The sequence below is a fragment of the Streptomyces sp. NPDC088732 genome (assembly GCF_044751205.1).
GTDB lineage: Bacteria > Actinomycetota > Actinomycetes > Streptomycetales > Streptomycetaceae > Actinacidiphila.
This window is the reverse complement of sequence record NZ_JBIVLI010000001.1, coordinates 399,465-423,018: the sequence shown is the minus strand read 5'-3', so window position 1 is coordinate 423,018 and position 23,554 is coordinate 399,465. Positions and strand designations below refer to the sequence as shown.

General features: G+C 73.6%; 17 protein-coding genes. 9 read left to right on the top strand and 8 right to left on the bottom strand.

All coding sequences use genetic code 11. The annotated features are described in order from the left end of the window. Positions 1-29: 29 nt before the first annotated feature. On the bottom strand, positions 30-2,396 hold the full coding sequence (locus ACIP9H_RS01770) for a SpoIIE family protein phosphatase (protein ID WP_401596750.1): 2,367 nt from the start codon (positions 2,394-2,396) through the stop codon (positions 30-32). Between the two features lie 129 nt (positions 2,397-2,525). Between ACIP9H_RS01770 and ACIP9H_RS01765 the strand changes: the two genes are divergently transcribed. Then, positions 2,526-3,500, top strand: coding sequence for a helix-turn-helix transcriptional regulator (locus tag ACIP9H_RS01765; protein WP_401956814.1), 975 nt, complete (start codon positions 2,526-2,528; stop codon positions 3,498-3,500). Positions 3,501-3,729: 229 nt separating this feature from the next. On the opposite strand, the gene ACIP9H_RS01760 is transcribed toward ACIP9H_RS01765, so the two are convergent. Next, a complete protein-coding gene (locus ACIP9H_RS01760) occupies positions 3,730-3,885 on the bottom strand; it encodes a hypothetical protein (RefSeq protein ID WP_401596755.1) in 156 nt (51 codons plus the stop codon). Between the two features lie 228 nt (positions 3,886-4,113). Beyond that, the gene (locus ACIP9H_RS01755) at positions 4,114-5,352 is read right to left on the bottom strand and encodes an MFS transporter (RefSeq protein ID WP_401596758.1); all 1,239 of its coding nucleotides are present in this window, start codon (positions 5,350-5,352) and stop codon (positions 4,114-4,116) included. Between the two features lie 69 nt (positions 5,353-5,421). Here ACIP9H_RS01755 and ACIP9H_RS01750 point away from each other — a divergent pair, with 69 nt between their 5' ends. After that, entirely contained in the window at positions 5,422-5,838 is a 417-nt protein-coding gene (locus tag ACIP9H_RS01750) for a hypothetical protein (protein ID WP_401596761.1), read from the top strand. 7 nt (positions 5,839-5,845) lie between these two features. On the opposite strand, the gene ACIP9H_RS01745 is transcribed toward ACIP9H_RS01750, so the two are convergent. The 3 genes from ACIP9H_RS01745 to rhaI form a co-directional block, all read right to left on the bottom strand. Further along, positions 5,846-7,351, bottom strand: coding sequence for a rhamnulokinase family protein (locus ACIP9H_RS01745; RefSeq protein WP_401596764.1), 1,506 nt, complete (start codon positions 7,349-7,351; stop codon positions 5,846-5,848). 117 nt (positions 7,352-7,468) lie between these two features. Then, a complete protein-coding gene (locus tag ACIP9H_RS01740) occupies positions 7,469-9,514 on the bottom strand; it encodes a bifunctional aldolase/short-chain dehydrogenase (RefSeq protein WP_401596767.1) in 2,046 nt (681 codons plus the stop codon). A 53-nt stretch (positions 9,515-9,567) separates the two neighbouring features. Further along, positions 9,568-10,734 carry an L-rhamnose isomerase gene (gene rhaI / locus ACIP9H_RS01735; protein ID WP_401596770.1) on the bottom strand — a complete coding sequence of 389 codons (1,167 nt, stop codon included), beginning with the start codon at positions 10,732-10,734 and terminating at the stop codon, positions 9,568-9,570. Between the two features lie 291 nt (positions 10,735-11,025). Here rhaI and ACIP9H_RS01730 point away from each other — a divergent pair, with 291 nt between their 5' ends. The 5 genes from ACIP9H_RS01730 to ACIP9H_RS01710 all read left to right on the top strand — a co-directional run bounded on the left by ACIP9H_RS01730 (position 11,026) and on the right by ACIP9H_RS01710 (position 16,928). Further along, positions 11,026-12,546 (top strand): sugar ABC transporter ATP-binding protein, encoded by a 1,521-nt coding sequence (locus ACIP9H_RS01730; protein ID WP_360916734.1) that lies wholly within the window; start codon positions 11,026-11,028, stop codon positions 12,544-12,546. Continuing rightward, positions 12,543-13,598: an ABC transporter permease gene (locus ACIP9H_RS01725; protein WP_401596772.1), complete on the top strand. Its 1,056-nt coding sequence runs from the start codon at positions 12,543-12,545 to the stop codon at positions 13,596-13,598. The genes ACIP9H_RS01730 and ACIP9H_RS01725 overlap by 4 nt, the downstream gene beginning before the upstream one ends. After that, the gene (locus tag ACIP9H_RS01720) at positions 13,591-14,658 is read left to right on the top strand and encodes an ABC transporter permease (RefSeq protein WP_401596775.1); all 1,068 of its coding nucleotides are present in this window, start codon (positions 13,591-13,593) and stop codon (positions 14,656-14,658) included. The genes ACIP9H_RS01725 and ACIP9H_RS01720 overlap by 8 nt, the downstream gene beginning before the upstream one ends. A 127-nt stretch (positions 14,659-14,785) precedes the next feature. Beyond that, on the top strand, positions 14,786-15,886 hold the full coding sequence (gene rhaS, locus ACIP9H_RS01715) for a rhamnose ABC transporter substrate-binding protein (protein ID WP_401596778.1): 1,101 nt from the start codon (positions 14,786-14,788) through the stop codon (positions 15,884-15,886). A gap of 10 nt (positions 15,887-15,896) precedes the next feature. Next, positions 15,897-16,928, top strand: coding sequence for a LacI family DNA-binding transcriptional regulator (locus ACIP9H_RS01710; RefSeq protein WP_401596781.1), 1,032 nt, complete (start codon positions 15,897-15,899; stop codon positions 16,926-16,928). A gap of 891 nt (positions 16,929-17,819) precedes the next feature. Here ACIP9H_RS01710 and ACIP9H_RS01705 read toward each other — a convergent pair. Together ACIP9H_RS01705 and ACIP9H_RS01700 are read right to left on the bottom strand one after the other, a co-directional pair. Then, on the bottom strand, positions 17,820-19,139 hold the full coding sequence (locus ACIP9H_RS01705; RefSeq protein ID WP_401596783.1) for a diacylglycerol/lipid kinase family protein: 1,320 nt from the start codon (positions 19,137-19,139) through the stop codon (positions 17,820-17,822). A gap of 97 nt (positions 19,140-19,236) precedes the next feature. After that, entirely contained in the window at positions 19,237-20,436 is a 1,200-nt protein-coding gene (locus ACIP9H_RS01700) for a glycoside hydrolase family 3 N-terminal domain-containing protein (protein WP_401596786.1), read from the bottom strand. A gap of 63 nt (positions 20,437-20,499) precedes the next feature. On the opposite strand from ACIP9H_RS01700, the gene ACIP9H_RS01695 reads away from it, so the two are divergent. Continuing rightward, positions 20,500-21,000, top strand: a complete 501-nt coding sequence (locus tag ACIP9H_RS01695; protein ID WP_401596788.1) for a TIGR00725 family protein — start codon at positions 20,500-20,502, stop codon at positions 20,998-21,000. A gap of 338 nt (positions 21,001-21,338) precedes the next feature. Beyond that, complete coding sequence (locus tag ACIP9H_RS01690) at positions 21,339-23,525, top strand: TIGR03767 family metallophosphoesterase (protein ID WP_401596791.1); 2,187 nt, start codon at positions 21,339-21,341, stop codon at positions 23,523-23,525. Positions 23,526-23,554 lie beyond the last annotated feature (29 nt).

Genomic DNA, 23,554 nt, shown 5'->3' with positions numbered 1-23,554 from the left:
GGGCGCGGCCGGGCCCGGCGGGCCACCGGTCACAGGGCCTGCTCGGCCCAGATCGTCTTGCCGGTCGCGGCCTGCCGCGTCCCCCACGCCTGCGTCAGCTGCGCCACGAGCAGCAGACCGCGCCCGCCCTCGTCGTCCGAGCGGGCCCGGCGCAGGTGCGGGGCGGTGTTGCTGCCGTCGGAGACCTCGCAGATCAGGGAGCGGTCGCGGATCACCCGCAGCTGGACCGGCGGCGACCCGTGCCGGATGGCGTTGGTGACCAGCTCGCTCACCACTAGCTCGGTGACGTGCACCGCGTCCTCCATGCCCCAGGAGCGCAGCAGTTCGGCCGTGGCCTGCCGGGTCTCGGCGACGTGCGCGGGGTCGAAGGGTACGTCCCAGACGGCGACCTGGGCGGTGTTCAGCGCCCGGGTGCGGGCCAGCAGCAGCGCCACGTCGTCGACCGGCCGGTCGGGCGGGAGCGACTTCAGGATCGTGTCGCAGGCCGACTCGATGGACGGCGCCGGAGCGGCGAGCGCGGTGAGCAGCCGGGCCAGGCCGGCGTCCAGGTCGAAGTCCCGGCTGTCGATCAGACCGTCCGTGTAGAGGGCGAGGATGCTGCCCTCCGGCAGCTCCCGTTCCGTCGCCTCGAAGGGCAGCCCGCCGACGCCCAGCGGAGGGCCCGCCGACACCGGGACGACCTCCACGGTCCCGTCGGGCAGCCGCAGCACGGGCGACGGGTGCCCGGCGCTGGCCATCGAGCACCGGCGCGAGATGGGGTCGTACACCGCGTACAGGCAGGTCGCGCCGACCTCGGTGCTGGTCGACCGGCCGTGGTCCTCGCGGGTCTCGTCCCCCGAGTTCAGGTGGACGACGAGATCGTCGAGGTGGGTGAGCAGCTCGTCGGGCGGCAGGTCCACGTCCGCCAGGGTCCGCACCGCCGTCCGCAGCCGCCCCATGGTGGCCGAGGCGTGGATGCCGTGGCCGACCACGTCGCCGACGACCAGCGCGACCCGGGTGCCGGACAGCGGGACGACGTCGAACCAGTCGCCCCCCACGCCCGCCTGCGAACCGGCCGGCAGATAGCGGGACGCGACCTCCACCGCGGGCTGGTCGCCCAGCCGCTGCGGCAGCAGGCTGCGCTGCAGTGCCAGGGCGGTGCCGTGTTCGCGGGTGAAGCGGCGCGCGTTGTCGACGCAGACCGCGGCACGCCCGGCCAGCTCCTCGGCGAGCGTCATGTCGTCGTCGATGAAGCCCTCCGGCCGGGTGCCGCGGGCGAAGATCGCCACGCCCAAGGTGACCCCGCGGGCCATCAGGGGCACCGCCATCACCGTGTGGATGCCGTGCTCGCGCACCTTGGCGTCGCGCCGCGTGTTCTGCGCCAGCCACAGCGAGAAGTCGACGTGCCCGGCCTGGCTGAGCACGGACCGGCCCTCGGCCAGGCAGCGCGCCGGCGGGGAGAACTCGGGGTAGGTGTCCACCTCGCCCAGCTCCACCGCGGCGACCGGCGTCTCGTCCGTCCGCGAGCGGTGCGCGACGCGGCGCAGCACCACCGCGCTGTCCACGGGACCCGGCGAGGGCTCGTCGCCCTGCAGCACGGAGTCCAGCAGGTCCACGCTCACGAAGTCGGCCAGCCGCGGCACGGCCAGCTCGGCCAGTTCGTCGGCGGTGCGGACCACGTCCAAGGTGGTGCCGATGGCGGCGCCCGCCTCGTTGAGCAGGACGAGACGCTGCCGCGCCCAGAACTGGGCGGTGCTGTCGAACGCCGCCACCGCCACGCCCCGGACCCGCCCGCGGGGGTCCCGGATCGGCCACATGTCGGTGTTCCAGGCGTAGTCGCGCATCGAGACCGGATCGCGGGTGGAGCACTCGTAGTGTGTGGCCCGACCCGTCTCCGCGACCTGGCGCAGGTGGTCGCCGTATCCGTGCCCGGTCTCCTCCTCCGGGACGATCGCCTGGTACGGGGTGCCGCGCAGCGTCCCCTGGGGCACGTCCCCCATGGCCTCCCGCGCCGTCCCGTTGAGCCGCCGGTGGCGCAGGTCGCTGTCGTGCACGGACATGGACGCCGGGGACTGGTCGAACGCCCACAGCACCAGGGCCTCGTCGGACGCCTCCGGAACCGCGGTGACCACACAGCCGCTCGGCTCCCCGTCGCCGTCGAGGGCGGGGCTGACCCGGACCTCCAGGTCCAGCAGCCGGCCGTCCCGGTGGCGTACGGCGGCGGCGCTGCGCCACTCCCGGTCGAGCACCAGGACCGCCGGGGCGAAGATCTCCGCCACCGGGCGGCCCACGGCCTCGGCGGACGCGTACCCGAGCAGCAGGCGTGCCCCTTCGCTCCACGCGGTGACCGTCCCTTGCGCACCGACGACCACCACGGCCGTGCCGGCCGGGTCCCCGGGGCCGCCACTCGCGTTCATCGTCGCCGATCACACACCCGTCGAAGTCTCCTTACCCCAGAGTGCGCGCTCGGCGGGAGGCCATCAAATCGGTGGGACTCCCGAGACCGGGGCCGGTCCGCTGTCGGTGGCGGCACCGATACTGCTGCCATGCGCGCCAGCCGGCTGGTCTCCCTCCTCCTGCTCCTCCAGGCACGCGGCCGGCTCACCGCCCAGCAGCTGGCCGACGAGCTCGAGGTGTCCGTCCGCACGATCTACCGCGACGTGCAGTCGCTGCACGAGGCCGGCATACCGCTGTACGGCGACGCCGGCCCCGAGGGCGGCTACCGGCTCGTCGACGGCTACCGCACCCGGCTGACCGGACTGACCGCCGAGGAGACCCGGGCCTGGTTCCTCGCGGCGCTGCCCGACCCCGCCGCGCAGCTCGGGCTGGGCGAGGCCGCGGCGGCGGCCCGGCTGAAGTTCAGCGCCGCCCTGCCGCCCGCGCTGCGGGAGTCCGCCGAGCGGATACGCGAGCGCTTCCACCTCGACGCGCCCGGCTGGTACAGCCCCGGCGAGGAGACCCCCCACCTGGCCGCCGTCGCCGACGCGGTGTGGAACCGGCAGGCGGTACGGGTGCGCTACCGCCGCTGGCGCGAGCCCGCCGAGACCGAGCGCCGCCTGGAGCCGTACGGCCTGGTCCTCAAGGCCGGCCGCTGGTACGTCGTCGCGCGCGGGGCGGGCGGCCTGCGCACGTACCGCGTCGACCAGATCCTCGCCGTCGACGTCCTCGGCGAGGCCTTCGAGCCCGAACCCGGCTTCGACCTGACGGCCTACTGGCGGGCCTACCTCGCCGACTTCCACGCCCGGCTCCACCAGGGCGAAGCCCTGATCCGGGTCTCCCCGCGCGGCGCGGAGCGCCTGCCCTCGCTGCTCTCGCACGCCGTCGCGCGAGCGGTCGCCGAACGCGGCGAACCCGACGCCGACGGCTGGGTCCGCGCCCTGGTGCCGATCGAGTCCGTCGGCCACGCCCACGGCGAATTCCTCCGCCTCGGCCCCGACCTCGAAGTCCTCGAACCCGTCGCACTGCGCGCCCTGCTCATCGGCTCGGCACGCGGCCTGGCCGCTTTGTACGGGGCCGGCTGAGGGCGCTGTACCGGCGGGGGTCCCGGCGGGGGCGGTTCTGCGGGGTTGTGCGGTGCGGGGTCGTGGAGGCGGGGGAGCCGACGGCGACGGTGGCGGTTCGTCCGGCATCGCTGGCCACGTCGCCGTTCAGGCCGGGTGCGGGTCGGCAGAGTTCGCCGCGGGGTGGTGGTGAGGCTTGGGGGAATGCTCCGTCCTGCGGGCTGTACCGCCAGAAGGCGCGCTTCGCGGCTCAGGCCGGATGCCGGTCCGCGGGGGTGGCGGTGCGGTTCCGGGCCGGATGCCCGGTTGTGCGGGCCGTGCGGTGCGGGGTCGTGGAGGTGGGGGAGCCGACGGTGAAGCCTGCGGCGGTTCCGGCGCGGGCAGCGGCCGTGGCGGTGCCGAGCATGACGGCGACGGTGGCCGCGGCCCCGAGTCCTTGGCGGCATCGAAGGCGCGCCGCTGGGCCGGGTACGGGCCGGCAGAGTTCGCCGCGGGGTGGTGGTGAGGCCTGGGGAGTGCTCCGTTCTGCGGGCTGTGCCGCAAATTCTCGGCCGGTGGCGACACTGGGTGCGCGATCCTGCGGGCCGTGCCGCAGTCCTCAGGCCCTGGCGATTCCGAAGGCGCACTTCGCGGCTCAGGCCGGATGCCGGTCCGCGAGGTCCGTCGCGGGGGTGGCGGTGAGGGCGGGGGCGGGATGCGCGGTGCTGCGGGCCGTGCGGTGCCAGGTCGCGGAGGCGACCGAGGCGAGGGCGCTGACGGCGGCGACGGCGGCGAAGCCCGCGGCGGTTCCGGCGCGGGCGGTGACCGTGGCGGTGCCGAGCATGACGGCGACGGTGGCGGCCAGGCCCCAGCCGTTGGCCACGCCGAAGGCGCGCCCCACGCGGTGCTCGTCCACCGAGGCCATGAGCAGCGTGCGGGACGCGATGCGGGCCTGTCCGAAGAGGAACGCGCCGAGCGGTACGAGCAGGAGCAGTCCGGGCACGCCGAATCGCGGTTGGACCGCGAACAGGATGTTGCAGAGCAGGAAGCCGGCCAGCGCGAGCCGCAGGTCGCCGAGGCGGGCGCCGGTGATCCGGTAGGCGGCGGCCGCGACCAGGAAGCCGGCGCCGCCGAGTGCGTCGACCACGCCCACCACCGCCGGCCCCCGGTGCAGATCGGCGATGACGAGGACCGGCATGAGCGCGTTGAAGACGGTGACGACGACGCTGCCCTGCGCGTAGAGCATGATCACCGGGCCGAGCGGTGGGCGGACGGGCGCGTCCGGGGACGGGGCACCGGCCGCCGCGGCCTTCGGGGTGAGCGCCGGCCGTCCGGCGCGCCCGGTCGCCAGTACGAGCACCGCGGAGACCGCGAAGGTGGCCCCGTTGAACACGCACAGCGGGGTGGGCCCGAAGAACTGGAGGGCGATGCCGCCGACCGTCGCCGACAGCAGCATCCCGCTCTGCAGGGCCATCTCGTAGTGCGCGTTGAACCGCCGCAACTCCCGCGCCGGCACCCTTTCCTTGACGAGTGCGGCGCTGACCGGCACGAACAGTGCCGCGATCACCGCGAGCACGAAGTTGCTGCCGTAGACGACCGCGTTCCGCGGGCCGCCCAGCGCCAGCCCCAGCGGCATCGCGAGCGCGGCCAGTGCGCTGAGGGCGTCGCAGGTCACCCAGAGCGTCCGCCGGTCGAAGCGGTCGGCCAGCCGTCCGAACAGGGGGGAGAGCACCGCCTGCGGCACGGCGACGGCGATGAAGAGCCATCCCACGTCCAGTACCGACCCCTGGGCCCGCACGATGAGCAGGGCGGCGGCGATCAGTTGGATGTTGTTGCCGAGCGAGGTGACGAAGACGGCGGGCAGCAGCAGGGCGTGCGTTCGGTGGGTGCTCACACGTACCCATGGTGCGGAGGGTCCCTGACATCCTCTGTCAGTGAGGGGCGCGCCGCGTATCCTCGGTGCGTGCCTCGCCGTTCGAACAAGCCGCGCCGCCTGGTCGCCGACGGACGCGTGTACCAGTGGTCGATGAGCCACCGCCACCGAAGTGACGACGACGGCCGCGCCGTGGACTGCTGTCAGACGCTCACGCTGTTCCCGCAGCCGGCCGGTTCCGGCGGTCCGCTGCGCATCGTCTTCGCCTCGGGCCCCGACCGGTACGTGCCGGGCGGGGCACCGCTTGGCTCCGGGGACGTGGGTTTCATCCGGGGTGCGGGTCTGAACCTGCACGAACCCGGCGCCGTCCGGGCGTTGCTCGACGTGGCACTGGCCCGCGGGTGGCAACCGGACGAGCGGGGGCCGATCGACGTCGACGGCTGGTCCCTGCTGGAAGCGGCAGCAGCCGTGCGCGCGCGGGACGCGGGTGGCCCCGGGGGCCCGTGACGGGGGTTCAGGCCTCGTCGAGGCGGGGCACCCGGCCTGTTCGTGCCGCGGCGAATTCCTTCACCCTCGCCTCGGCGGCGTCCCACGCCGCCCGGTCCCCGTCCGGTTCGTGGCGGCGCAGCGGCTGGGTGGCGGCGACGAGGGCGCGCAGGGCCGGGAGGCCGTCGCCGACGAGGCCGTGGGCGCGGGCCTGGACGAGGATGTTGCCCAGGGCGGTCGCCTCGGCGGGTCCCGCGACGACGGGCAGGCCGGTGGCGTCGGCGGTGAGCCGGCACAGCAGTTCGTTGCGTGAGCCGCCGCCGACCATGTGGACATGGGTGATCTCGCGGTCGGCGAGCGCGGCGGCCTGCCGCAGTGTGCGCCGGTGGGCGAGGGCGAGGCTCTCCAGGATGCAGCGGACGACGGCGCCGGGGCTCTCGGGCGGCCGCTGACCGGTGCGCAGGCAGAAGTCGCGGATGCGGGCGGGCATGTCGCCGGGCGGCAGGAAGGCGGGGTCGTCGGGGTCGACGAGGGCGGCGAACGGCCGTGCCGCGGCGGCCTGGTCGAGCAGCGCCGCCAGGGACGGCGCGCCGGCCGGCTGCGCGGCCCAGGTGCGCCGGCACTCCTCCAGCAGCCACATGCCCATGATGTTGCGCAGGTAGCGGATGGTGCCGTCGACCCCGCGCTCGTTGGTGAAGTTGGCGGCGCGGGAGGCCTCGGAGAGCACGGGCGCGTCCAGTTCGAGGCCGGCCAGCGACCAGGTGCCGCACGAGATGTAGGCGAAGCCGGGCTCCGTGGCCGGGACGGCGGCGACCGCGGAGGCGGTGTCGTGCGAGGCGACGGTGACCACCGCGGTCGTCTCCGGCAGCCCGGTGGCGGCGGCGACGTGGGGGAGCAGGGTGCCCGCGGGGTCGCCGGGCGCCCGCAGCGGCGGCAGCAGCCCGGGCGCGAGACCGACCTGTTCGGCGAGCTCAGCCGACCAGGTGCCGGTACGGGCGTCGAACAGGCCGGTGGTGGAGGCGTTGGTCTCCTCGGCGCCGATCGTGCCGGTCAGCCAGTGGGTCAGCAGGTCGGGCACGAGCAACAGGGTGCGTGCGGCCGCCAGTTGTGCGGTGCCGGACGCGGCGGCGAGCTGGTAGACGGTGTTGAAGGGCAGGTGCTGCAACCCGGTGACCTGGTACAGCCGCTCCGCGCCGATCTCCTCCCGTACGCGTTCCGCGACGGTGTCGGTGCGGGCGTCGCGGTAGTGGAACGGGTTGCCCAGCAGGGCGCCGTCGGCGTCGAGCAGGCCGTAGTCGACGGCCCAGGTGTCGATGCCGACCGAGGTGACGTCGTCCGGCTGCCCGCCCGCCCGGCGCAGTCCGTCCAGCACGCCCTGGAAGAGGGCGAGCGCGTCCCAGTGCAGTCCGCCGGGCAGGCGCACCGGCGTGTTGGCGAAGCGGTGCACCTCGGTGAGGGAGAGGTCGTCCCGCGCGACCCGGCCGAGGATGACGCGGCCGCTGGTGGCGCCGAGGTCGATGGCGGCGAATGGCACGTGGGGGTCCTCGGGGTGGTCGTGGGGTGGGGGGACAGCAGGACAACAGGGCGGCGGGGCACGGGAGCCGGGTCCCGCGGGTGCGTCCGCGGTACCCGGCTCGCCGCCGCCCCCGGGTCAGCGCAGGAAGGCCGCCGCCACTCCGGCGTCGACCGGGACGTGCAGACCCGTGGTGTGGGTGAGGTCGCCGCCGGTGAGGGCGAAGACCGCGTTCGCGACGTGCTCCGGGAGCACTTCGCGCTTCAGGATGGTGCGCTGGGCGTAGAACTCGCCGAGCTTCTCCTCCGGGACGCCGTACGTCGCCGCGCGCTGGGCGCCCCAGCCCGAGGAGAAGATGCCGGAGCCGCGGACCACGCCGTCGGGGTTGACGCCGTTGACGCGGATGCCGTGCTCGCCGAGTTCGGCCGCCAGCAGCCGCACCTGGTGGGCCTGGTCGGCCTTGGTGGCGGAGTAGGCGATGTTGTTGGGCCCGGCGAACACCGCGTTCTTGGAGGCGATGTAGACGATGTCGCCGCCGAGCTTCTGCCGCGCCATGACGCGGGCCGCCTCGCGCGAGACGAGGAAGGAGCCGCGGGCCATGATGTCGTGCTGGAGGTCCCAGTCGCGGGCGGTGGTCTCCAGCAGGGGCTTGGAGATGGAGATGCCCGCGTTGTTGACGACCAGGTCGACGCCGCCGAAGGCGAGCAGCGCATGGTCGAACGCCGCGGTGATCTGCTCCTCCTGCGTGACGTCGACGGTGACGGCCACCGCCTTGTCGGGGCCGCCGAGTTCCGCGGCGACGTCCCGGGCGCCGTCCGCGTTCAGGTCCGCGACGACGACGCAGGCGCCCTCGGCGGCGAGGCGGTGGGCGATGGCCTTGCCGATGCCCGAACCGGCGCCGGTGACCAGGGCGATGCGGCCGGCCAGCGGCTTGGGCCTCGGCATACGCCGCAGCTTGGCCTCCTCCAGCGCCCAGTACTCGATGCGGAACTTCTCCGACTCGGGGATCGGCGCGTACGTGGAGACCGCCTCGGCGCCGCGCATCACATTGATCGCGTTGACGTAGAACTCGCCCGCGACGCGCGCGGTCTGTTTGTCCTTGCCGTAGCTGAACATGCCGACGCCCGGGACGAGCACGATCGCCGGGTCGGCGCCGCGGATCGCCGGGGAGTCGGGGCCCGCGTGCCGGTCGTAGTAGGCCTGGTACTCGGCCCGGTAGGCGGCGTGCAGTTCCTCCAGGCGCGCCACGGCCTGATCCAGCGGGGCCGTCGGGGGCAGGTCGAGCACCAGGGGCCGCACCTTGGTGCGCAGGAAGTGGTCGGGGCAGGAGGTGCCGAGCGCGGCCAGGCGGGGGTGCTCGGCGTGCGCGAGGAAGTCCAGTACGGGCGCGGAGTCGGTGAAGTGGCCGACCTGGGGCCGGTCCTGGGAGGCGACGGCGCGCAGCACCGGGGCGAGGGCGGCGGCGCGGGCGCGCCGTTCGGCCTCCGGCAGCGGTTCCCAGCCCGGCAGCGGGGCGCCGAAGGGCTCCTCCTTGCCGTGGCCGGCCAGGTACTCCTCCGCGGTGCGGATGATCCACAGGGCGTTGGCCTCGCACTCCTCGGACGTGGCGCCCCAGGCCGTGATGCCGTGGCCGCCGAGGACGACGCCGACCGCCTCCGGACTGGCCTCCTTGATCGCGGCGATGTCCAGGCCGAGCTGGAAGCCGGGACGGCGCCACGGGACCCAGGCGACCTTCTCCCCGAAGCACTCCCGGGTCAGCTTCTCGCCGTCGGCGGCGCAGGCGAGCGCGATGCCGGAGTCGGGGTGCAGGTGGTCCACGTGGGCGGCGTCGACGAGGCCGTGCATCGCGGTGTCGATGGACGGCGCCGCACCGCCCTTGCCGTGCAGGCAGTAGTCGAACGCGGCGACCATCTCGTCCTCGCGCTCCGGCCCGGGGTACACGGCGGTCAGGGCGCGCAGCCGGTCCAGGCGCAGGACGGCGAGGCCGGACTCGGTGAGCGTGCCCAGGTCGCCGCCGGAGCCCTTGACCCACATCAGCTCGACGGGGCCGCCGGTGACGGGGTCGGTCTCGGTGGCCTTGGCGGAGGCGTTGCCGCCCGCGTAGTTGGTGTTGCGGGGGTCGGCGCCCAGGCGGTGGGCGCGCTCCAGGAGAGCGGCGACTTCCGGGTGGGTGGCGGGTGCCATGCGGGTGTCCTTCGGGGAGGTGGGGGTCGGGAACGTACGCCGGACGACAGGCCCTACGCGCCCCATCCGGCCTGGGTGCCGCCGACGCGCTCGGCGACGATGCGCTGCTGCCACCCCGAGGCGTGGTAGGCCGCGACCGGGTCGGGGGCCAGGCCGCGCTCCTCGCGCACCTCGCGCAGCAGCGGGCGCACATCGGTGTTGTAGGCGTCCATGAGCACGGCGTTGGCGGCCAGCACGTCGCCGGACCGCTGGGCGGTGAGCAGGGCGTCGCGGTCGACCAGCAGCGCCTTGGCGGTGGCCTCCTGGACGTTCATCACCGAGCGGATGACCGCGGGGATCTTGGCCTCGATGTTGTGGCACTGGTCGAGCATGAAGGCGACGCCCGTCTCCGGTGCGAAGCCGCCGTTCTGGGCGACCTCGTGCAGGATCCGGAAGAGCTGGAAGGGGTCGGCGGCGCCCACCATCAGGTCGTCGTCGGCGTAGAAGCGGGAGTTGAAGTCGAAGCCGCCGAGCTTCCCCTGGCTCAGCAGGAGGGCGACGATGAACTCGATGTTGGTGCCGGGCGCGTGGTGGCCGGTGTCGACGACGACCTGCGCCTTGGGGCCGAGCCTGAGGCAGTGGGCGTACGCGGTGCCCCAGTCGGGGACGTCGGTGGTGTAGAAGGCGGGCTCGAAGAGCTTGTACTCCAGCAGCATCCGCTGGTCGTCGCCGAGCCGCCCGTACACCTCGGCCAGGGCTTCGGCCAGGCGCTCCTGCCGGCCCACGATGTCGTCCTGGCCGGGGTAGTTGGTGCCGTCGGCGAACCACAGCTTGAGGTCGCGGGAGCCGGTGGCGTCCATGATGTCGACGCACTCCAGCAGGTGGTCGACGGCCTTGCGCCGGATCGCGGCGTCCGGGTGGCAGATGCTGCCGAGCTTGTAGTCGTCGTCCTGGAAGGTGTTGGAGTTGATCGCGCCGATCTCCAGTCCGCGGTCGGCGGCGTGGCGGCCGAGGGCGGCGTAGTCGTCCACCTTGTCCCAGGGGATGTGCAGGGCGACGACGGGGGCGACACCGGTGAACTCCTGGACCTTTCCGGCGTCGTCGAGCTTCTCGTAGGGGTCGCGGGGGACGCCGGCCTGGGCGAAGACCTTGAACCGGGTGCCGGAATTGCCGTAGCCCCACGAGGGCGTCTCGATCCGCTGGGCAGCGAGTGCGGCCTTGACGGCAGGGAAGTCAGGCATGGTCACCTCTTGAGGTCCAGGGAATCGCTCATCAGTGAATCGATTCATTCCGCTGCGAAGCTATCCATGCCCTCACCGTGGCGTCAAGGGGTGTGCGGTGCCCGCGGGCCCGTTATTGAATCGTGTCATCACGGAGGTTGTCGCTGATGGCGCGGCGCGGCCCGCCCCTTTACCGGGGTGCTTGGAGAGGCCGCAGGTCAGCTGGGGACTGCGGCGACTCTTGACGCACGCGACGGGCAGAGCTAGCTTCCCGGCAACTCCGTTGAAACATTTCATGTCTTGGAGGGCGCAATGACGCACCCCGAACCGGAGACGACTCCGGTGCTCGCGCTCGAGGGGGTGAGCAAGTCCTTCGGTGCCGTCCGTGCTCTGCGCGGCGTCTCGCTCCGGCTGTACGCCGGCGAGGCCCACGCCCTCGCGGGCGAGAACGGCGCCGGAAAGTCGACACTGATCAAAGCACTCGCGGGAGTGCACCGGCCGGACACGGGCACGGTGCTGCTCGACGGCGAGCCGGTCGAGTTCCACGGCCCGGGGGACGCCCGCGACGCCGGGGTCGCCGTCATCTACCAGGAACCGACCCTCTTCCCCGACCTGTCGGTGGCGGAGAACATCTACGTCGGCCGTCAGCCGCGCCGCTCCTTCGGCCGCGTCGACCACCGGGCGGTGCGCCGCTCGGCCGCCGCGCTCTTCGAGCGCCTGGGCGTCGACCTCGACCCCGACCAGCCCGCGCGCGGACTGTCCATCGCCGACCAGCAGTTGGTGGAGATCGCCAAGGCGCTCTCCTTCGACGCCCGCGTCCTGATCATGGACGAGCCGACCGCCGCGCTCACCGGCAGCGAGGTCGCCCGGCTCTTCGGAGTCGTCACGTCGCTGCGCGAGCAGGGCGCCGCCGTGCTCTTCATCTCCCACCGCCTGGAGGAGATCTTCGCGCTGTGCCAGCGGGTCACGACCCTGCGGGACGGCGCCTGGATCGCCAGCGAGCCCGTCGACGGGCTGACCGAGGACGACCTCGTGCGCCGCATGGTCGGCCGCGACCTCGACGAGCTCTACCCCAAGCAGGCCACCGAGATCGGCGAAGTGGCCCTGAGCGTGCGGCGGCTGACCCGCGAGGGCGTCTTCACCGACGTCTCCTTCGAGGTCCGCCGCGGTGAGATCGTCGGGCTGGCCGGACTGGTCGGCGCCGGACGCAGCGAGGTCGCCCGCGCCGTCTTCGGCGTGGACGGCCGGGACGCCGGCGAGGTCGTTGTCAACGGCCGTACGCTGCGCGCCGGCGCGCCGAGCCTGGCCATGGCCGCCGGCGTCGCGCTGGTCCCCGAGGACCGCCGCGCCCAGGGCCTGGTGATGGACATGTCCATCGAGCGCAACATCGGCCTCACCGGCTTCGGCGCCACGTCGAAGGCCGGTCTGATGAGCCGCAGCGCCGAGCGCAGCCGCGCGGTGGACTGGGCGGTACGGCTCCAGGTGAAGTACGCGCGCCTGGCCGACGTCGTCGGCACCCTGTCGGGCGGCAACCAGCAGAAGGTCGTGCTGGCCAAGTGGCTCGCCACCGCGCCGCAGGTGCTCATCGTGGACGAGCCCACCCGCGGCATCGACGTCGGCACCAAGGCGGAGGTGCACCGGCTGCTGTCCCGGCTCGCCGGCGAGGGCGTCGCCGTCCTGATGATCTCCTCCGACCTGCCGGAGATCCTCGGCATGGCCGACCGCGTCCTGGTGATGCACGAGGGCCGGCTGACGGCCGAGATCCCCCGGTCCGAGGCGACCGAGGAGACCGTGATGGCGGCGGCCACCGGCCGCGCGAGGAGGGCGGCGTGACCGTGACCGCAGACACCGTGCAGCCGGTCGCCGAGGACGCCCCGGCCGCGCCCCGGCGCTTCCTGGACCGGGTGCTCAGGCTCCGCGCGCTCGCCGTGCTCGGCGTGCTCGTCGTGATGCTGGCGGCGACCCAGATCTACAACTCCGCGTTCCTGTCCCAGCAGGGCGTCAAGGACCTCCTGCTCAACGCCACCATCCTGGTGCTCGTCGCCGTCGGCCAGGCCATGGTCGTGATCACCCGCAATGTCGACCTGTCGGTCGGCTCCGTCCTCGGTATCTCCGCCTTCGCCGCGGGCAGTTACCTGCACGGCGGCGGCAACCCGCTGGTCGCCGTGCTGCTGGCGGTCGCGCTCGGTGTGCTCTTCGGGGCCCTGAACGGCCTCCTGGTGAGCCTCGGCCAGGTCCCCGCCCTGGTGGTCACCCTGGGCACCCTCTACATCGTCCGCGGCATCGACTCCATCTGGGTCGGCTCCCGCCAGATCACCGCGGGCGACCTGCCCGGCGGCTTCACCGACTTCGGGCACGACGGCGTGTGGGTGGTCCCGTACCTGGCGCTGCTGACCGTCGCCGTCCTCGTCGTGGTCGGCTACTACCTGCGCAGCTACCGCGGCGGGCGCGACATGTACGCGCTCGGCTCCAGCCCGGAGGCCGCCCGGCTCGCCGGTGTCCCGGTCCGCAAGCGCATCCTGATCGCGTACGTGGTCTGCGGGGCGCTCGCCGGACTGGCCGGCGCGCTGTACCTCGCCCGCTTCGGCAACGTCGACTCGGGCACGGGCAGCGGCTACGAACTCACCGTCGTCAGTGCCGTCGTGGTCGGCGGTGTCGCCTTCACCGGCGGCTCCGGCACCGTCTACGGCGCCGCGCTCGGCGCCCTGCTGCTGACCTCGATCAACAGCGTCCTGCCGTCCATCGGCGTCAGCTCGGTGTGGGTGCTGGCCATCGACGGCGTCCTGCTGCTGCTCGCCATCGCCGTCGACCGGATCCTGGCGCTGCGGGTGGCCGGCGTCCTCCGCAAGCGGGCCGCACAGATGAGGAGTGCCCACCATGCCTGAGACCACCAAGGCCGCCGCCCCGGCCCCGGTTCCGGCCGCCGCGCCCGGCACGGGCCATGGCTCCCGCTTCGGCGGCGCGGTCCGCTGGGACACCGCGGTGGGTGCCCTGCTGATCGTGCTGCTGATCTGCTCCTTCTCCTTCGTCGGCAACTTCGGCAACGCGCTGAACGTGTCGTTCCTGATCGGCAACACCCTGCCGATCGCGCTCATCGCCTTGCCGATGACGATGCTCGTGGTCTCCGGCGAGATCGACCTGTCCGTCGGCTCGACGGCGGGCCTGGCCGGCGCGGCCATGGGCGCGATGTGGAACGGCGGCATGGCCATCGAGACGATCATCCCGCTGTGCCTGCTGCTCGGCGCGGTGTGCGGCCTGGTCAACGGCCTGCTGGTGACCCGGCTCGGGCTGCCCTCACTGGCCGTCACCATCGGCACGCTGGCCGCCTACCGCGGCATCGCGCAGATCGTCCTCGGCGCCGACTCCGTGACCGACTTCCCGCAGAGCTACCTCGACTTCGGCTCCGGCCGGATCGACGGGACCTTCGTCCCGTACGCGGCGATCCCCTTCGCCGTGCTGCTGCTGATCGCCGTCGTCGTCCTGCACGCCACCCCCTTCGGCCGCTCGCTGTTCGCGGTGGGCGCATCCGAGGAGGCCGCCCGGTTCGCGGGCGTACGGGTCAAGCGGGCCAAGCTGGCCATGTTCGTGACGACCGGGGTGGTCTCCTCGCTCACCGGCGTCTTCTGGGCCCTGCACTACGCCAGCGCCCGGTACGACAACGCCACCGGCCTGGAGCTGTCCGTCATCGCGGGCGTGCTGCTCGGCGGCATCGACTTCGACGGCGGCAAGGGCACCCTCGGCGGCGCGATCGCCGGTGTGTTCCTGCTCGGTGCGGGCCAGAACGTGATGAGCCTGCTCAACGTCTCCGCCCAGTCCCAGATCGTCGTCACCGGCGTGCTCCTGGTGATCTCCGTCCTCGCCCCGAGGATCGGCCGCCAGATCGCGCAGTCCCGGGCCCGCAGGAGGGCCGCCGACCGGGCACCGGCCGTGCTCGCCCCGTCCTGACGTCACGTCACTTCGATTCCGGGGCACCCCACTTCACCGCCCCGGCGTTCCTCGGCATGTCCTCCCCCCGCACGTCATCACCATCCCCCGTGTTCCGGTACCCGCGTCCGGCAGCGAAAGGATCACCATGTCCAGCAGAACCCTCACCCGTCGCGCCACCGTCGTCCTGGCCCTCACCACGGCGGTCGCCCTCGGTGCGACCGCCTGCGGGGGGACCACCAAGAACTCCTCGAAGGACAGCGACAGCAGCAGCAGCGCCGCCGCCCCCAGCCAGGCCGCCAGCGCCGACCCGGGCGCGGCCACCAAGACCGGCCTGACGGTCGCCTTCCTGCCCAAGCAGGTCAACAACCCGTACTTCACCATCTCCGACAACGGCGGCAAGCAGGCCCTCGACGCGCTCGGCTCCACCTACAAGGAGGTCGGCACCAGCAGCGGCACCGACACCGCCGGCCAGGTCTCGTACGTCAACACCCTGACCCAGCAGCAGGTCAACGCCATCGCCGTGTCCGCCCAGGACCCGGGCGCCCTGTGCACCGCGCTCAACCAGGCCCGCAAGAACGGCATCAAGGTCGTCACGTACGACTCGGACACCAAGCCCGAGTGCCGCGACCTGTTCGTGTCCCAGGCCAGCTCCGAGGACCTCGGCCGCACCGAGGTGCAGCTGCTCGCCGAGCAGATCGGCTACAAGGGCGAGATCGCGATCCTGTCGGCGGCCCAGACCGCCACGAACCAGAACACCTGGATCGACTTCATGAAGGACGAGCTGAAGGACCCCAAGTACAAGGACGTCAAGCTGGTCAAGGTCGCCTACGGCAACGACGACGCCCAGCAGTCCTTCCAGCAGACCCAGGGCCTGCTGCAGCAGTACCCGAACCTGAAGGGGATCATCTCCCCGACCACCGTCGGCATCAAGGCCGCCGCCCAGTACCTGTCCGGCTCGAAGTACAAGGGCAAGGTCAGGCTGACCGGCCTCGGCACGCCCAACGACATGCGGTCGTACGTCAAGGACGGCACCGTCGAGGCCTTCGAGCTGTGGGACCCGGCCAAGCTCGGCTCGCTCGCCTCCTACGCCGCCGTGGCGCTGGCCTCCGGCCAGATCAGCGGCGCCGAGGGGCAGACCTTCAAGGCCGGCGACCTGGGCAGCTACACCATCGGCAAGGACGGCGTCGTGGTGCTCGGCAAGCCGACCGTGTTCACCAAGGACAACGTCGACCAGTTCAAGTTCTGAGAGCGCCGGCGTGACGGACAGGGCACGGGCCGTGGGGATCAAGGACGTCGCCCGGGAGGCGGGAGTCTCCGTGGGCACGGTCTCCAATGTGATCAACCGGCCGGACTCGGTTCCCGAGGGGACCCGTGCCCGGGTCCAGCGCGCGATCGCCCGGCTCGGGTACGTGCGCAGTGAATCGGCCCGTCAGCTGCGGGCGGGCCGCAGCCGCATCATGGCCCTGCTCGTCCTCGACATGGCGAACCCGTTCTTCGTCGACGTGGCGCGCGGCGCCGAACGGGCCGCCCGGCAGGCGGGCTTCGGCGTGATGGTCTGCAACAGCGCCGAGAGCCCGCAGGAGGAGGCCGCGTACCTGTCGCTCTTCGCCGAGCAGCGGGTACGGGGTGTCCTGGTGACGCCCGCCGACGCCGGGACCTCCGGGAACCTGGCCGCCTTCCGGCGCCACCGCATCCCCTTCGTGCTGGTGGACCGGGTGTCGGCGGTCGCCGACGGATGCTCGGTGTCGGTGGACGACGTGGCGGGCGGCCGGCTGGCGCTCGCCCACCTGCTGGCGGCCGGGCACCGCCGCATCGCGTACGTCAGCGGACCCGCCCACCTCCAGCAGGTCCGCGACCGCCGCACGGGCGCCCTGGCCGCGATCACCGAGGCCGGGGCGCCCGCGGAGGTCCTGCGGGAACTGCCCACCGAACGGCTGGACGTGGCCTCCGGCCGCGACGCGGGCCACCGCCTCCTCGGCCTCGCCGAGCGCCCCACCGCCGTGTTCTGCGCCAACGACCTGCTCGCCCTCGGCGTGCTCCAGGCGCTGTACGCGGCGGGGGTCGGCGTGCCCGGCGAGATCTCCATCGTCGGCTACGACGACATCGAGTTCGCGGCGGCGGCCGCCGTACCGCTGACCTCGGTACGGCAGCCCGCCGTCACCATGGGCGCCATGGCCGCCGGGATGCTCCTTGAGGAGACCGACCCGCAGGGCCGCGACCACCGGCACCGCCAGGTCGTCCTCCAACCCGAACTCGTTGTCCGCGACTCCAGCCTGGTCAGACGCTGACACGTGCCCGCCGTGGCCCTCCCGGGTGCCCGGGCCGCGCTGCGGCGGGCCCGAGTCCTCTGCTCGCCCTGCGGGCGTCGGCCGCTTGACCTCGGCGTGCCGCCCGCGCCGTGGCCGTCGCCTTCGCGGTTGACCGGGCCGTTGCGGCGGGGCGGCGTGCCTCCTCGCCTCGTGGTCGGCCCGTTGGACGCCTGGGTGGGCCGCCGGCGCTGCGGCCTTCGGCTTCGCGAGCGTCCGGGCCGTTGCAGCGGGGCCGCGTTCCTGCTCGCTCCGGGCGGCCGTTGCCGGGTGCCGGGCCTTCACCTTTGCGGAGGCCTGGGCCGTTATTGACGGCGGGGCCTGCGGTGGCGCCGCGCTCCTGCCCGCTCCGCGGTCGTCGCTGGACTGCCGTGGCTGTGCCGAGGACGGCCTGCCTCCGCTGGGCGGCCTGCCGCGTGCCGCGCCTTTCCCTGCGGGCACCGGGGGACGGTCCTGACCTTGGGGGTGTCGGGTTCCTGCTTGCTTCGGGCCGTCGTTGCCGGGTGCCGGGGGCGGCCTGGCTGTGGGTGTCGTGCTTTCACCTTTGCGGTTGCCCGCGCCGTCATGGGCGGCGGTGACCGGCCACTGTGGTGCTGCGCTCCTGCTCGCCTCGCGGGTGCCGAGGGCGGCCCTGACGTGAGCGGGCCGCCTGTGCTGTGGCTTTCGCCTTCGCGGGCGTCCGGGGCGCCGTGCGACGAGGCGGATGCCTGCTTGTTCGGGCCGCCGGTGCCGGGGCCGGCCTGGGCTTGCAGGGGCAGGCTGCTGCGTGCGGCGGGGGCCTGCGGTGGCGCAGCGTTCTGGCCTGCGGGCGCGACCGGCCGTCGTGCGGTGGCGAAGGCACCTGAACTGGGCGGGCCGCTGCGGCGGCCCGGGTCAGTGGCCTGTGGTCAGGGCGAGTGCGCACAGGTGGGACCAGTCGAGGCGGGCGCCGGTGATGGGGACGCCCGGGCGGTTGCGGGGGAGGCGCACGCGCAGGGCGCCCGGCCGGATTTCGCAGTGCAGAGGCACGGGGAGGAGCAGCGCCTCGCCGTCGACGCCGGCCTCGATCGCCGGGGCGTCCGCGGTGACGACGACCTGGCGTGCCGTCAGGGCACTGAGTCCCGGGGCCTGCGGCCCCATCAGCAGGGCCGCCGCCTGGGCCGCGTTGTCGACGGTCACCCCGAGCACCCCGAGCATGCCCGTGTCCAGCCGGTCCCTGCGGCCGAGCCCCGCGGGGTCGCCGGTGCGATAGGGGTTGTTGCTCACCAGGACGGCCTGCGGCTCGTGGAGCACGGTCGCGCCCGCCCGCGCGGTGAGCCGGCTGCCGGTGCGCCGGGTGAGCAGGTCGGGCAGCATCTCCAGGATCGTGCCGACCTTGTCCTCGCGGTAGGCCGGGCTCTGCACGACGGCGGCGTAGGCGCCGAAGGAGACGTTGTTGACGAAGGGCCGGCCGTCCACGGAGCCCAGGTCGACGCGGAGTTCCACGCCGTCGGTGAGCGCGTCCAGGCAGGCGGCCGGATCCTCCCGGTCGAGCCCCAGGTCCATGGCGAAGTGGTTGCGGGTGCCCGCACTGATCACCAGGAAGGGCAGCCCGCGCTCCGCGGCGACGGCCGCGACCAGTGCCTGCGTGCCGTCGCCGCCCGCCACGCCGAGCAGGTCGGCACCCTCGTCCGCGGCCGCGCGGGCGAGCGCGGCCACGTCCTGCGGATGGTCCGGGTCGAGCAGGGTCACCCGGGCGCCCAGGGCCTCCGCCTTCTCCTTCAGGCCGAAGCGTGCGACCTTCCCGCCGCCGGAGCGCGGGTTCATGATCAGGAACGGGCGCCGCGGCGGGGGAGCCCGCCGTTCGCGGACGCGCCGTTCCTCCTGACCGGCCCTGTGCACCGCGGCACGCCCGCAGCTCAGCGCCAGGATCCACAGGGCGAGCGAGGTGAGCACCACCCAGAGCAGGTCCGCGTGGGCGTAGTAGAGGAGCACACCCACCGGTGCCGCCACGGTCAGGGCCACGGCCAGCACCCTGACCGCTCCGCGCCGGGTCAGCACCCACCAGACGCCGGCGGCCGTGACCCCGGTGCCGGCCAAGGCCACGGCGACCAGCAGGAGGCTCTTCAGTCCGGCGACGACGACCGGCAGGACCAGTGCCGCGGCCCCGGCGGCCAGGGCGAGGCGGGCGAGCCGGCGCGGTGCGCGGCGGACGGGGGAGGCGGGACGTTCCATGGACCGACCCTGCCACCGCCCGGCGCCGGTGCGCCGTCGCCGCCACGCCGCGAACGGCGGTATTTCGTGGTGGCGACGGCGCACCGGGCCGCGGTCCTCAGGCGGTGCAGGTGAGCACGCCCGCCGCCTCCTTGGCGGCCAGCACGCGCAGGACGCTGTCGTGCACCCGGGTGCGCACCGCCGGTTCGTGCCGCATGGCGTAGCGGATGCCCTCGGCCATGGCGGGAATGCCCGTCGGCTGCACCGTCAGCACGAGGTCCCCGCCGGCCCGCAGGAAGGCGAGCCCGCGCTTGCCGACGGCGAGGGACTGCGCGGAGGCCGCCTTGCCGAGGTCGTCGGAGATCACGACCCCCTTGAAGCCGAGGTCCTTGCGGAGCATCCCGCTGATGACCACGGAGGAGTACGCCGCCTGGTGCGCGGCGTCGATCCGCTTGTAGATCGCCGTGGAGATCATCACCAGTGCGGCTCCGGCCCCGATACCGGCCTTGAAGGGGGCGACGTTCGCGCCGGTGCGGGTCAGGGTCGTGTCGGTCACCCCGGCGGTGACGTCGGTGTTGCCGCGCACACTGCCCAGGCCCGGGAAGTGCTTGGGCGTGGTGAGCACCTTGGAGCGGGTGGCGCCCTGGACGTAGGCCGTGACGTGCGGGGAGACCACGGCGGAGGTCGATCCGAACTGCCGGCCGTACTTGCCGATCGGGGCGTTGGCGGTGCCCAGCGATGCGGGCACGATGTCGGCGACCGGCGCGAGGTTGACGTTCACCCCGGCGCTGCGCAGCTGGGCCGACCAGGTCGCGGCCTGCTGCCGCAGGTAGGTGGTCGTGTACTTGCCCTGGGTGACCCCGCTGGGGATGGTGGAGAAGCCGGGGCCCTTGAGGACCTGTACCTGGCCGCCTTCCTGGTCCGTGGCGACCAGCAGTCCGACCCGCTGTCCGGCGACGGTCTGCCGCATGCCCTGCAACTGGTCGGCGAAGGCCCGGATCTTCGTCACCCCCGCGGTGCTGCGGCCCGCGAGCATCACCGAGCCGACGGCGTAGGTCTTCATCGCGTTGAGGTCCGCTTTGGGCGTCGTGGGGAGTACGGCCGCGCCCATGAAGAGCTGGCCCACCCGCTCGGTGTCGTTCATGGCCGCCTCGACGCGCTGGGCGCACGACGGGGTGCTCGCGGCGGCGGTCCTGGCGGACATCGCGCGGGCCGTTCCGGAGCTGTCGGGGGAGCGGTGGGCGTCGCAGGCGGCGACGGCCAGTGTCGTCGCGAGGAAGGCGAGGGAGGCGCGGGAAGCGAAGTGGCGGGAAGTCACATCTACAGCAAATATCTGTGGGTATCCGCCATGTCAAACGCTGCCAGGCGATCGGGGGACGGTATGACGCCGGTCTATGTGGCCGTGGTGGGCCCTGGTACCGCCGGGGACCGTGAGCGCACGCACGCCCGGCGGGTGGGCGAGCTGCTGGCGCTGCGGGGCGCGGTGGTGGTCTGCGGCGGCCTCGGCGGTGTGATGGAGGCGGCGTGCGAGGGCGCCCGGGCGCACGGCGGCGTCACCGTCGGGCTGCTGCCCGGCCGGGACCGTGCCGAGGGGAACCCCTTCCTGACGGTCTGCCTGCCCACCGGGCTCGGCGAACTGCGCAACGGGCTCGTCGTGGCCGCCGCCGACGCGGTCGTCGCCGTGGGCGGGAGCTGGGGCACCCTGAGCGAGGTGGCGCTCGCGATGCGCACCGGCAGGCCCACGGTGGTCCTCGCCGGCTGGGACGTCGCCGCGGACGCCGGGGACGGGATCCCCCTGCGCGCGTCGAGCCCGGAGGAGGCGGTCCGGGCGGTCGTGGACGCGCTGCCGGACGGCAGGGGCGGGTTCGCCGCAGAGGGCTGAACTCCCCATCTGCAAAGAGGAATTGCCTGGAGCGCACCTCTTTGGGACGGGGTCCGCCACGGATCAGTGACTGAGTGGCTGTACCACTCCTTGCGGTCCACGGCCCCCGTGGGCCACCCTGGTCGGGCCCGGTCCGTGCCCGCCCCCGCATGCCCGTTCCCCTCCACGGTTCGTTCTCCCCCCACTCCGGTCCGTGCCCCTCCGCGTGTCCGCGGGGCGGCCCACCGAAGGACCGGCGCGCCCCCCTCCCGTCCCCTCGCCATGCCGTGCTGCCCGGCACGGCGGCTGACGACCGAACAGGATTCGGAATGTCCCTTTCTCGTCGAAGGATGCTGACGGTGACCGCCGCGAGCGTGGTGGCCGCCGCCGTCGATCTGCGCGGCCCGCTCGGCGTGGCCCTCGCCGCGACGGCGGTCGGCGACAGCGCCGCCTCCGTCCTGTCCACCGTGGACCGGACGCTGCAGCGCGGCCCGGACCTCGGCCGCGGTTACCGGGGGATCGTCGCCGGGCCCGGCGAACCCCACCTGATCCGGCGGGACCTGGCCGATGTCGCCGCGCCCGCGGTGACCCGGTCGCTCGCCGCCTTCGCCCAGATGTCCGACCTGCACATCGTCGACGACCAGTCGCCGCTGCGCGTGGAGTGCCTGGACCGCCTGGCCGACTACGGTCCGCCGCACTACAACTCGTACCCGACGGAATCCGCCTACCGGGCCCACGAGTTCCTGTCGACGCAGACCACCGACGCGATGTGCCGGGCGATCAGACGCACCGGCCGCGGCCCGAGAACGGGTGCCCCGCTGGCCTTCACCGTCGTCACCGGCGACGCCGTGGACAACTGCCAGTACAACGAGGCCCGCTGGTACATCGACCTGCTCGACGGCAACAGCGTGCGGCCGGACTCCGGCAACCTCGCCAAGGACGAGAGCGTCGCCGCCGGAGCGTTCGGCGCCGACGTCCACTACTGGCACCCCGAGGTACGGCAGTCTCCCCCCGACAACAACGACCTGGCCGGCTTCCCCCTGGTCACCGGGCTCCTCACCGCCGCCCGCCGGCCCTTCGCCGCCACCGGTCTCGGCATGCCCTGGTACGCCGCCTACGGCAACCACGACGGGCTCGTCCAGGGCAACGTCCCGCCCGACACGCTGCCGTTCGACCCGCTGAAGGCCATCGCCACCGGCTCCACCAAGCTGACCAAGGTCGAGGGCGTGCCCGACGTCCTCGACAACGGACTCGGCTACTACGTCGAACTGCTGACGGACATCCTCACCGGCGACTTCACCCTCGCCACGGCGAAGGTCACCGCCGACTCCGCCCGCCGGCTGCTGTCCCGGAGCGAGTTCGTCGCCGAGCACTTCCGCACCAGCGGTACCCCCGCGGGCCACGGCTTCACCTCCGGCGCCGACCGCGCCTACTACGCCGTGCCCTCGGCGCCGGACGACCTCTTCCAGTACCTCGTCCTGGACACCACCAACGCCGGGGGAGGGGCCGACGGCGCCCTCGACGAGGAGCAGTGGGCATGGCTGGAAGGGCGCCTGAAGGCCGTCTCCTCCCGGTACGAACTGGCCGACCCGGGCGGCACGGGGCCCGGGACCGTCGTGCAGCAGCCGGGTGTCCGCGACAAGCTCGTGGTCGTGTTCTGCCACCACACGCTCGACTCGATGGACAACACCGACGACGACGCGCCCTACGGCGGCGACGACCTGCGCGCCCTGCTGCTGCGCTTCCCCAACGTGGTGCTGATGGTGGACGGCCACACCCATACCAACACCGTCATTCCCCACCGGCCCGCCTGGCCGGCCTCGCTCAGCGGCGGCTTCTGGGAGGTCAACACCGCCTCGCACATCGACTGGCCGATCCAGAGCCGGATCCTGGAGGTGGCCGAGGGCAACGGCACCCTGTCGATCTTCACCACGATGATCGACGCGGACGCCCCGGTGTCCTACGGCGGCGACACCGGCTCCCCGGCCGCGCTCGCCTCCCTCGCCCGCGAACTGGCCGTCAACGACATCCAGGCGGTCGCCCGCGGCATCGACAAGCGGCGCGGCACGGCCGACGCGCGCAACACCCAACTGCTCGTCCCGCTGCCCTTCCCGCTCCCCGCGGGCCTCGGCACGCCCGCCGCCGACTGGCCGTACCTGGCGCAGGGGCAGAGCGGCAGCCGGGTCAAGGCCGCGCAGTACCTGCTGAACGCGCGCGGGGCGGCGCTCGCGGTGGACGGGGTGTTCGGTACGGCGACGGCGGCCGCGGTGCGGACGTTCCAGGGCGCCCGCGCCCTGCCGGTGGACGGCGTCGTCGGATCCGCGACGTGGCAGGCGCTCGTTGTGGCGCCGCTGGCACAGGGCGACGCCGGGGCCGCCGTGTCCTCGGCCCAGTCGCTGCTCAACACCCACGGGGCGGCGCTTGCTGTGGACGGGGTGTTCGGTACGGCGACGGCCGCCGCGGTGCGGACGCTCCAGGGCGCCTGCGCCCTGCCCGTGGACGGTGTCGTGCGGTCGGCGGGCTGGCTGCGGCTGCTCGCGCCGTGAGACCGCGGGGGCGGCACCCCGTCCCGGGT

Excerpts from the sequence above, each read along its gene's own strand:
- ACIP9H_RS01770 (WP_401596750.1), bottom strand. The coding sequence starts at position 2,396 with ATGAACGCGAGTGGCGGCCCCGGGGACCCGGCCGGCACGGCCGTGGTG.
- ACIP9H_RS01765 (WP_401956814.1), top strand. The coding sequence starts at position 2,526 with ATGCGCGCCAGCCGGCTGGTCTCCCTCCTCCTGCTCCTCCAGGCACGC.
- ACIP9H_RS01760 (WP_401596755.1), bottom strand. The coding sequence starts at position 3,885 with ATGCTCGGCACCGCCACGGCCGCTGCCCGCGCCGGAACCGCCGCAGGC.
- ACIP9H_RS01740 (WP_401596767.1), bottom strand. The coding sequence starts at position 9,514 with ATGGCACCCGCCACCCACCCGGAAGTCGCCGCTCTCCTGGAGCGCGCC.
- rhaI (WP_401596770.1), bottom strand. The coding sequence starts at position 10,734 with ATGCCTGACTTCCCTGCCGTCAAGGCCGCACTCGCTGCCCAGCGGATC.
- ACIP9H_RS01730 (WP_360916734.1), top strand. The coding sequence starts at position 11,026 with ATGACGCACCCCGAACCGGAGACGACTCCGGTGCTCGCGCTCGAGGGG.
- ACIP9H_RS01720 (WP_401596775.1), top strand. The coding sequence starts at position 13,591 with ATGCCTGAGACCACCAAGGCCGCCGCCCCGGCCCCGGTTCCGGCCGCC.
- rhaS (WP_401596778.1), top strand. The coding sequence starts at position 14,786 with ATGTCCAGCAGAACCCTCACCCGTCGCGCCACCGTCGTCCTGGCCCTC.
- ACIP9H_RS01705 (WP_401596783.1), bottom strand. The coding sequence starts at position 19,139 with ATGGAACGTCCCGCCTCCCCCGTCCGCCGCGCACCGCGCCGGCTCGCC.
- ACIP9H_RS01695 (WP_401596788.1), top strand. The coding sequence starts at position 20,500 with ATGACGCCGGTCTATGTGGCCGTGGTGGGCCCTGGTACCGCCGGGGAC.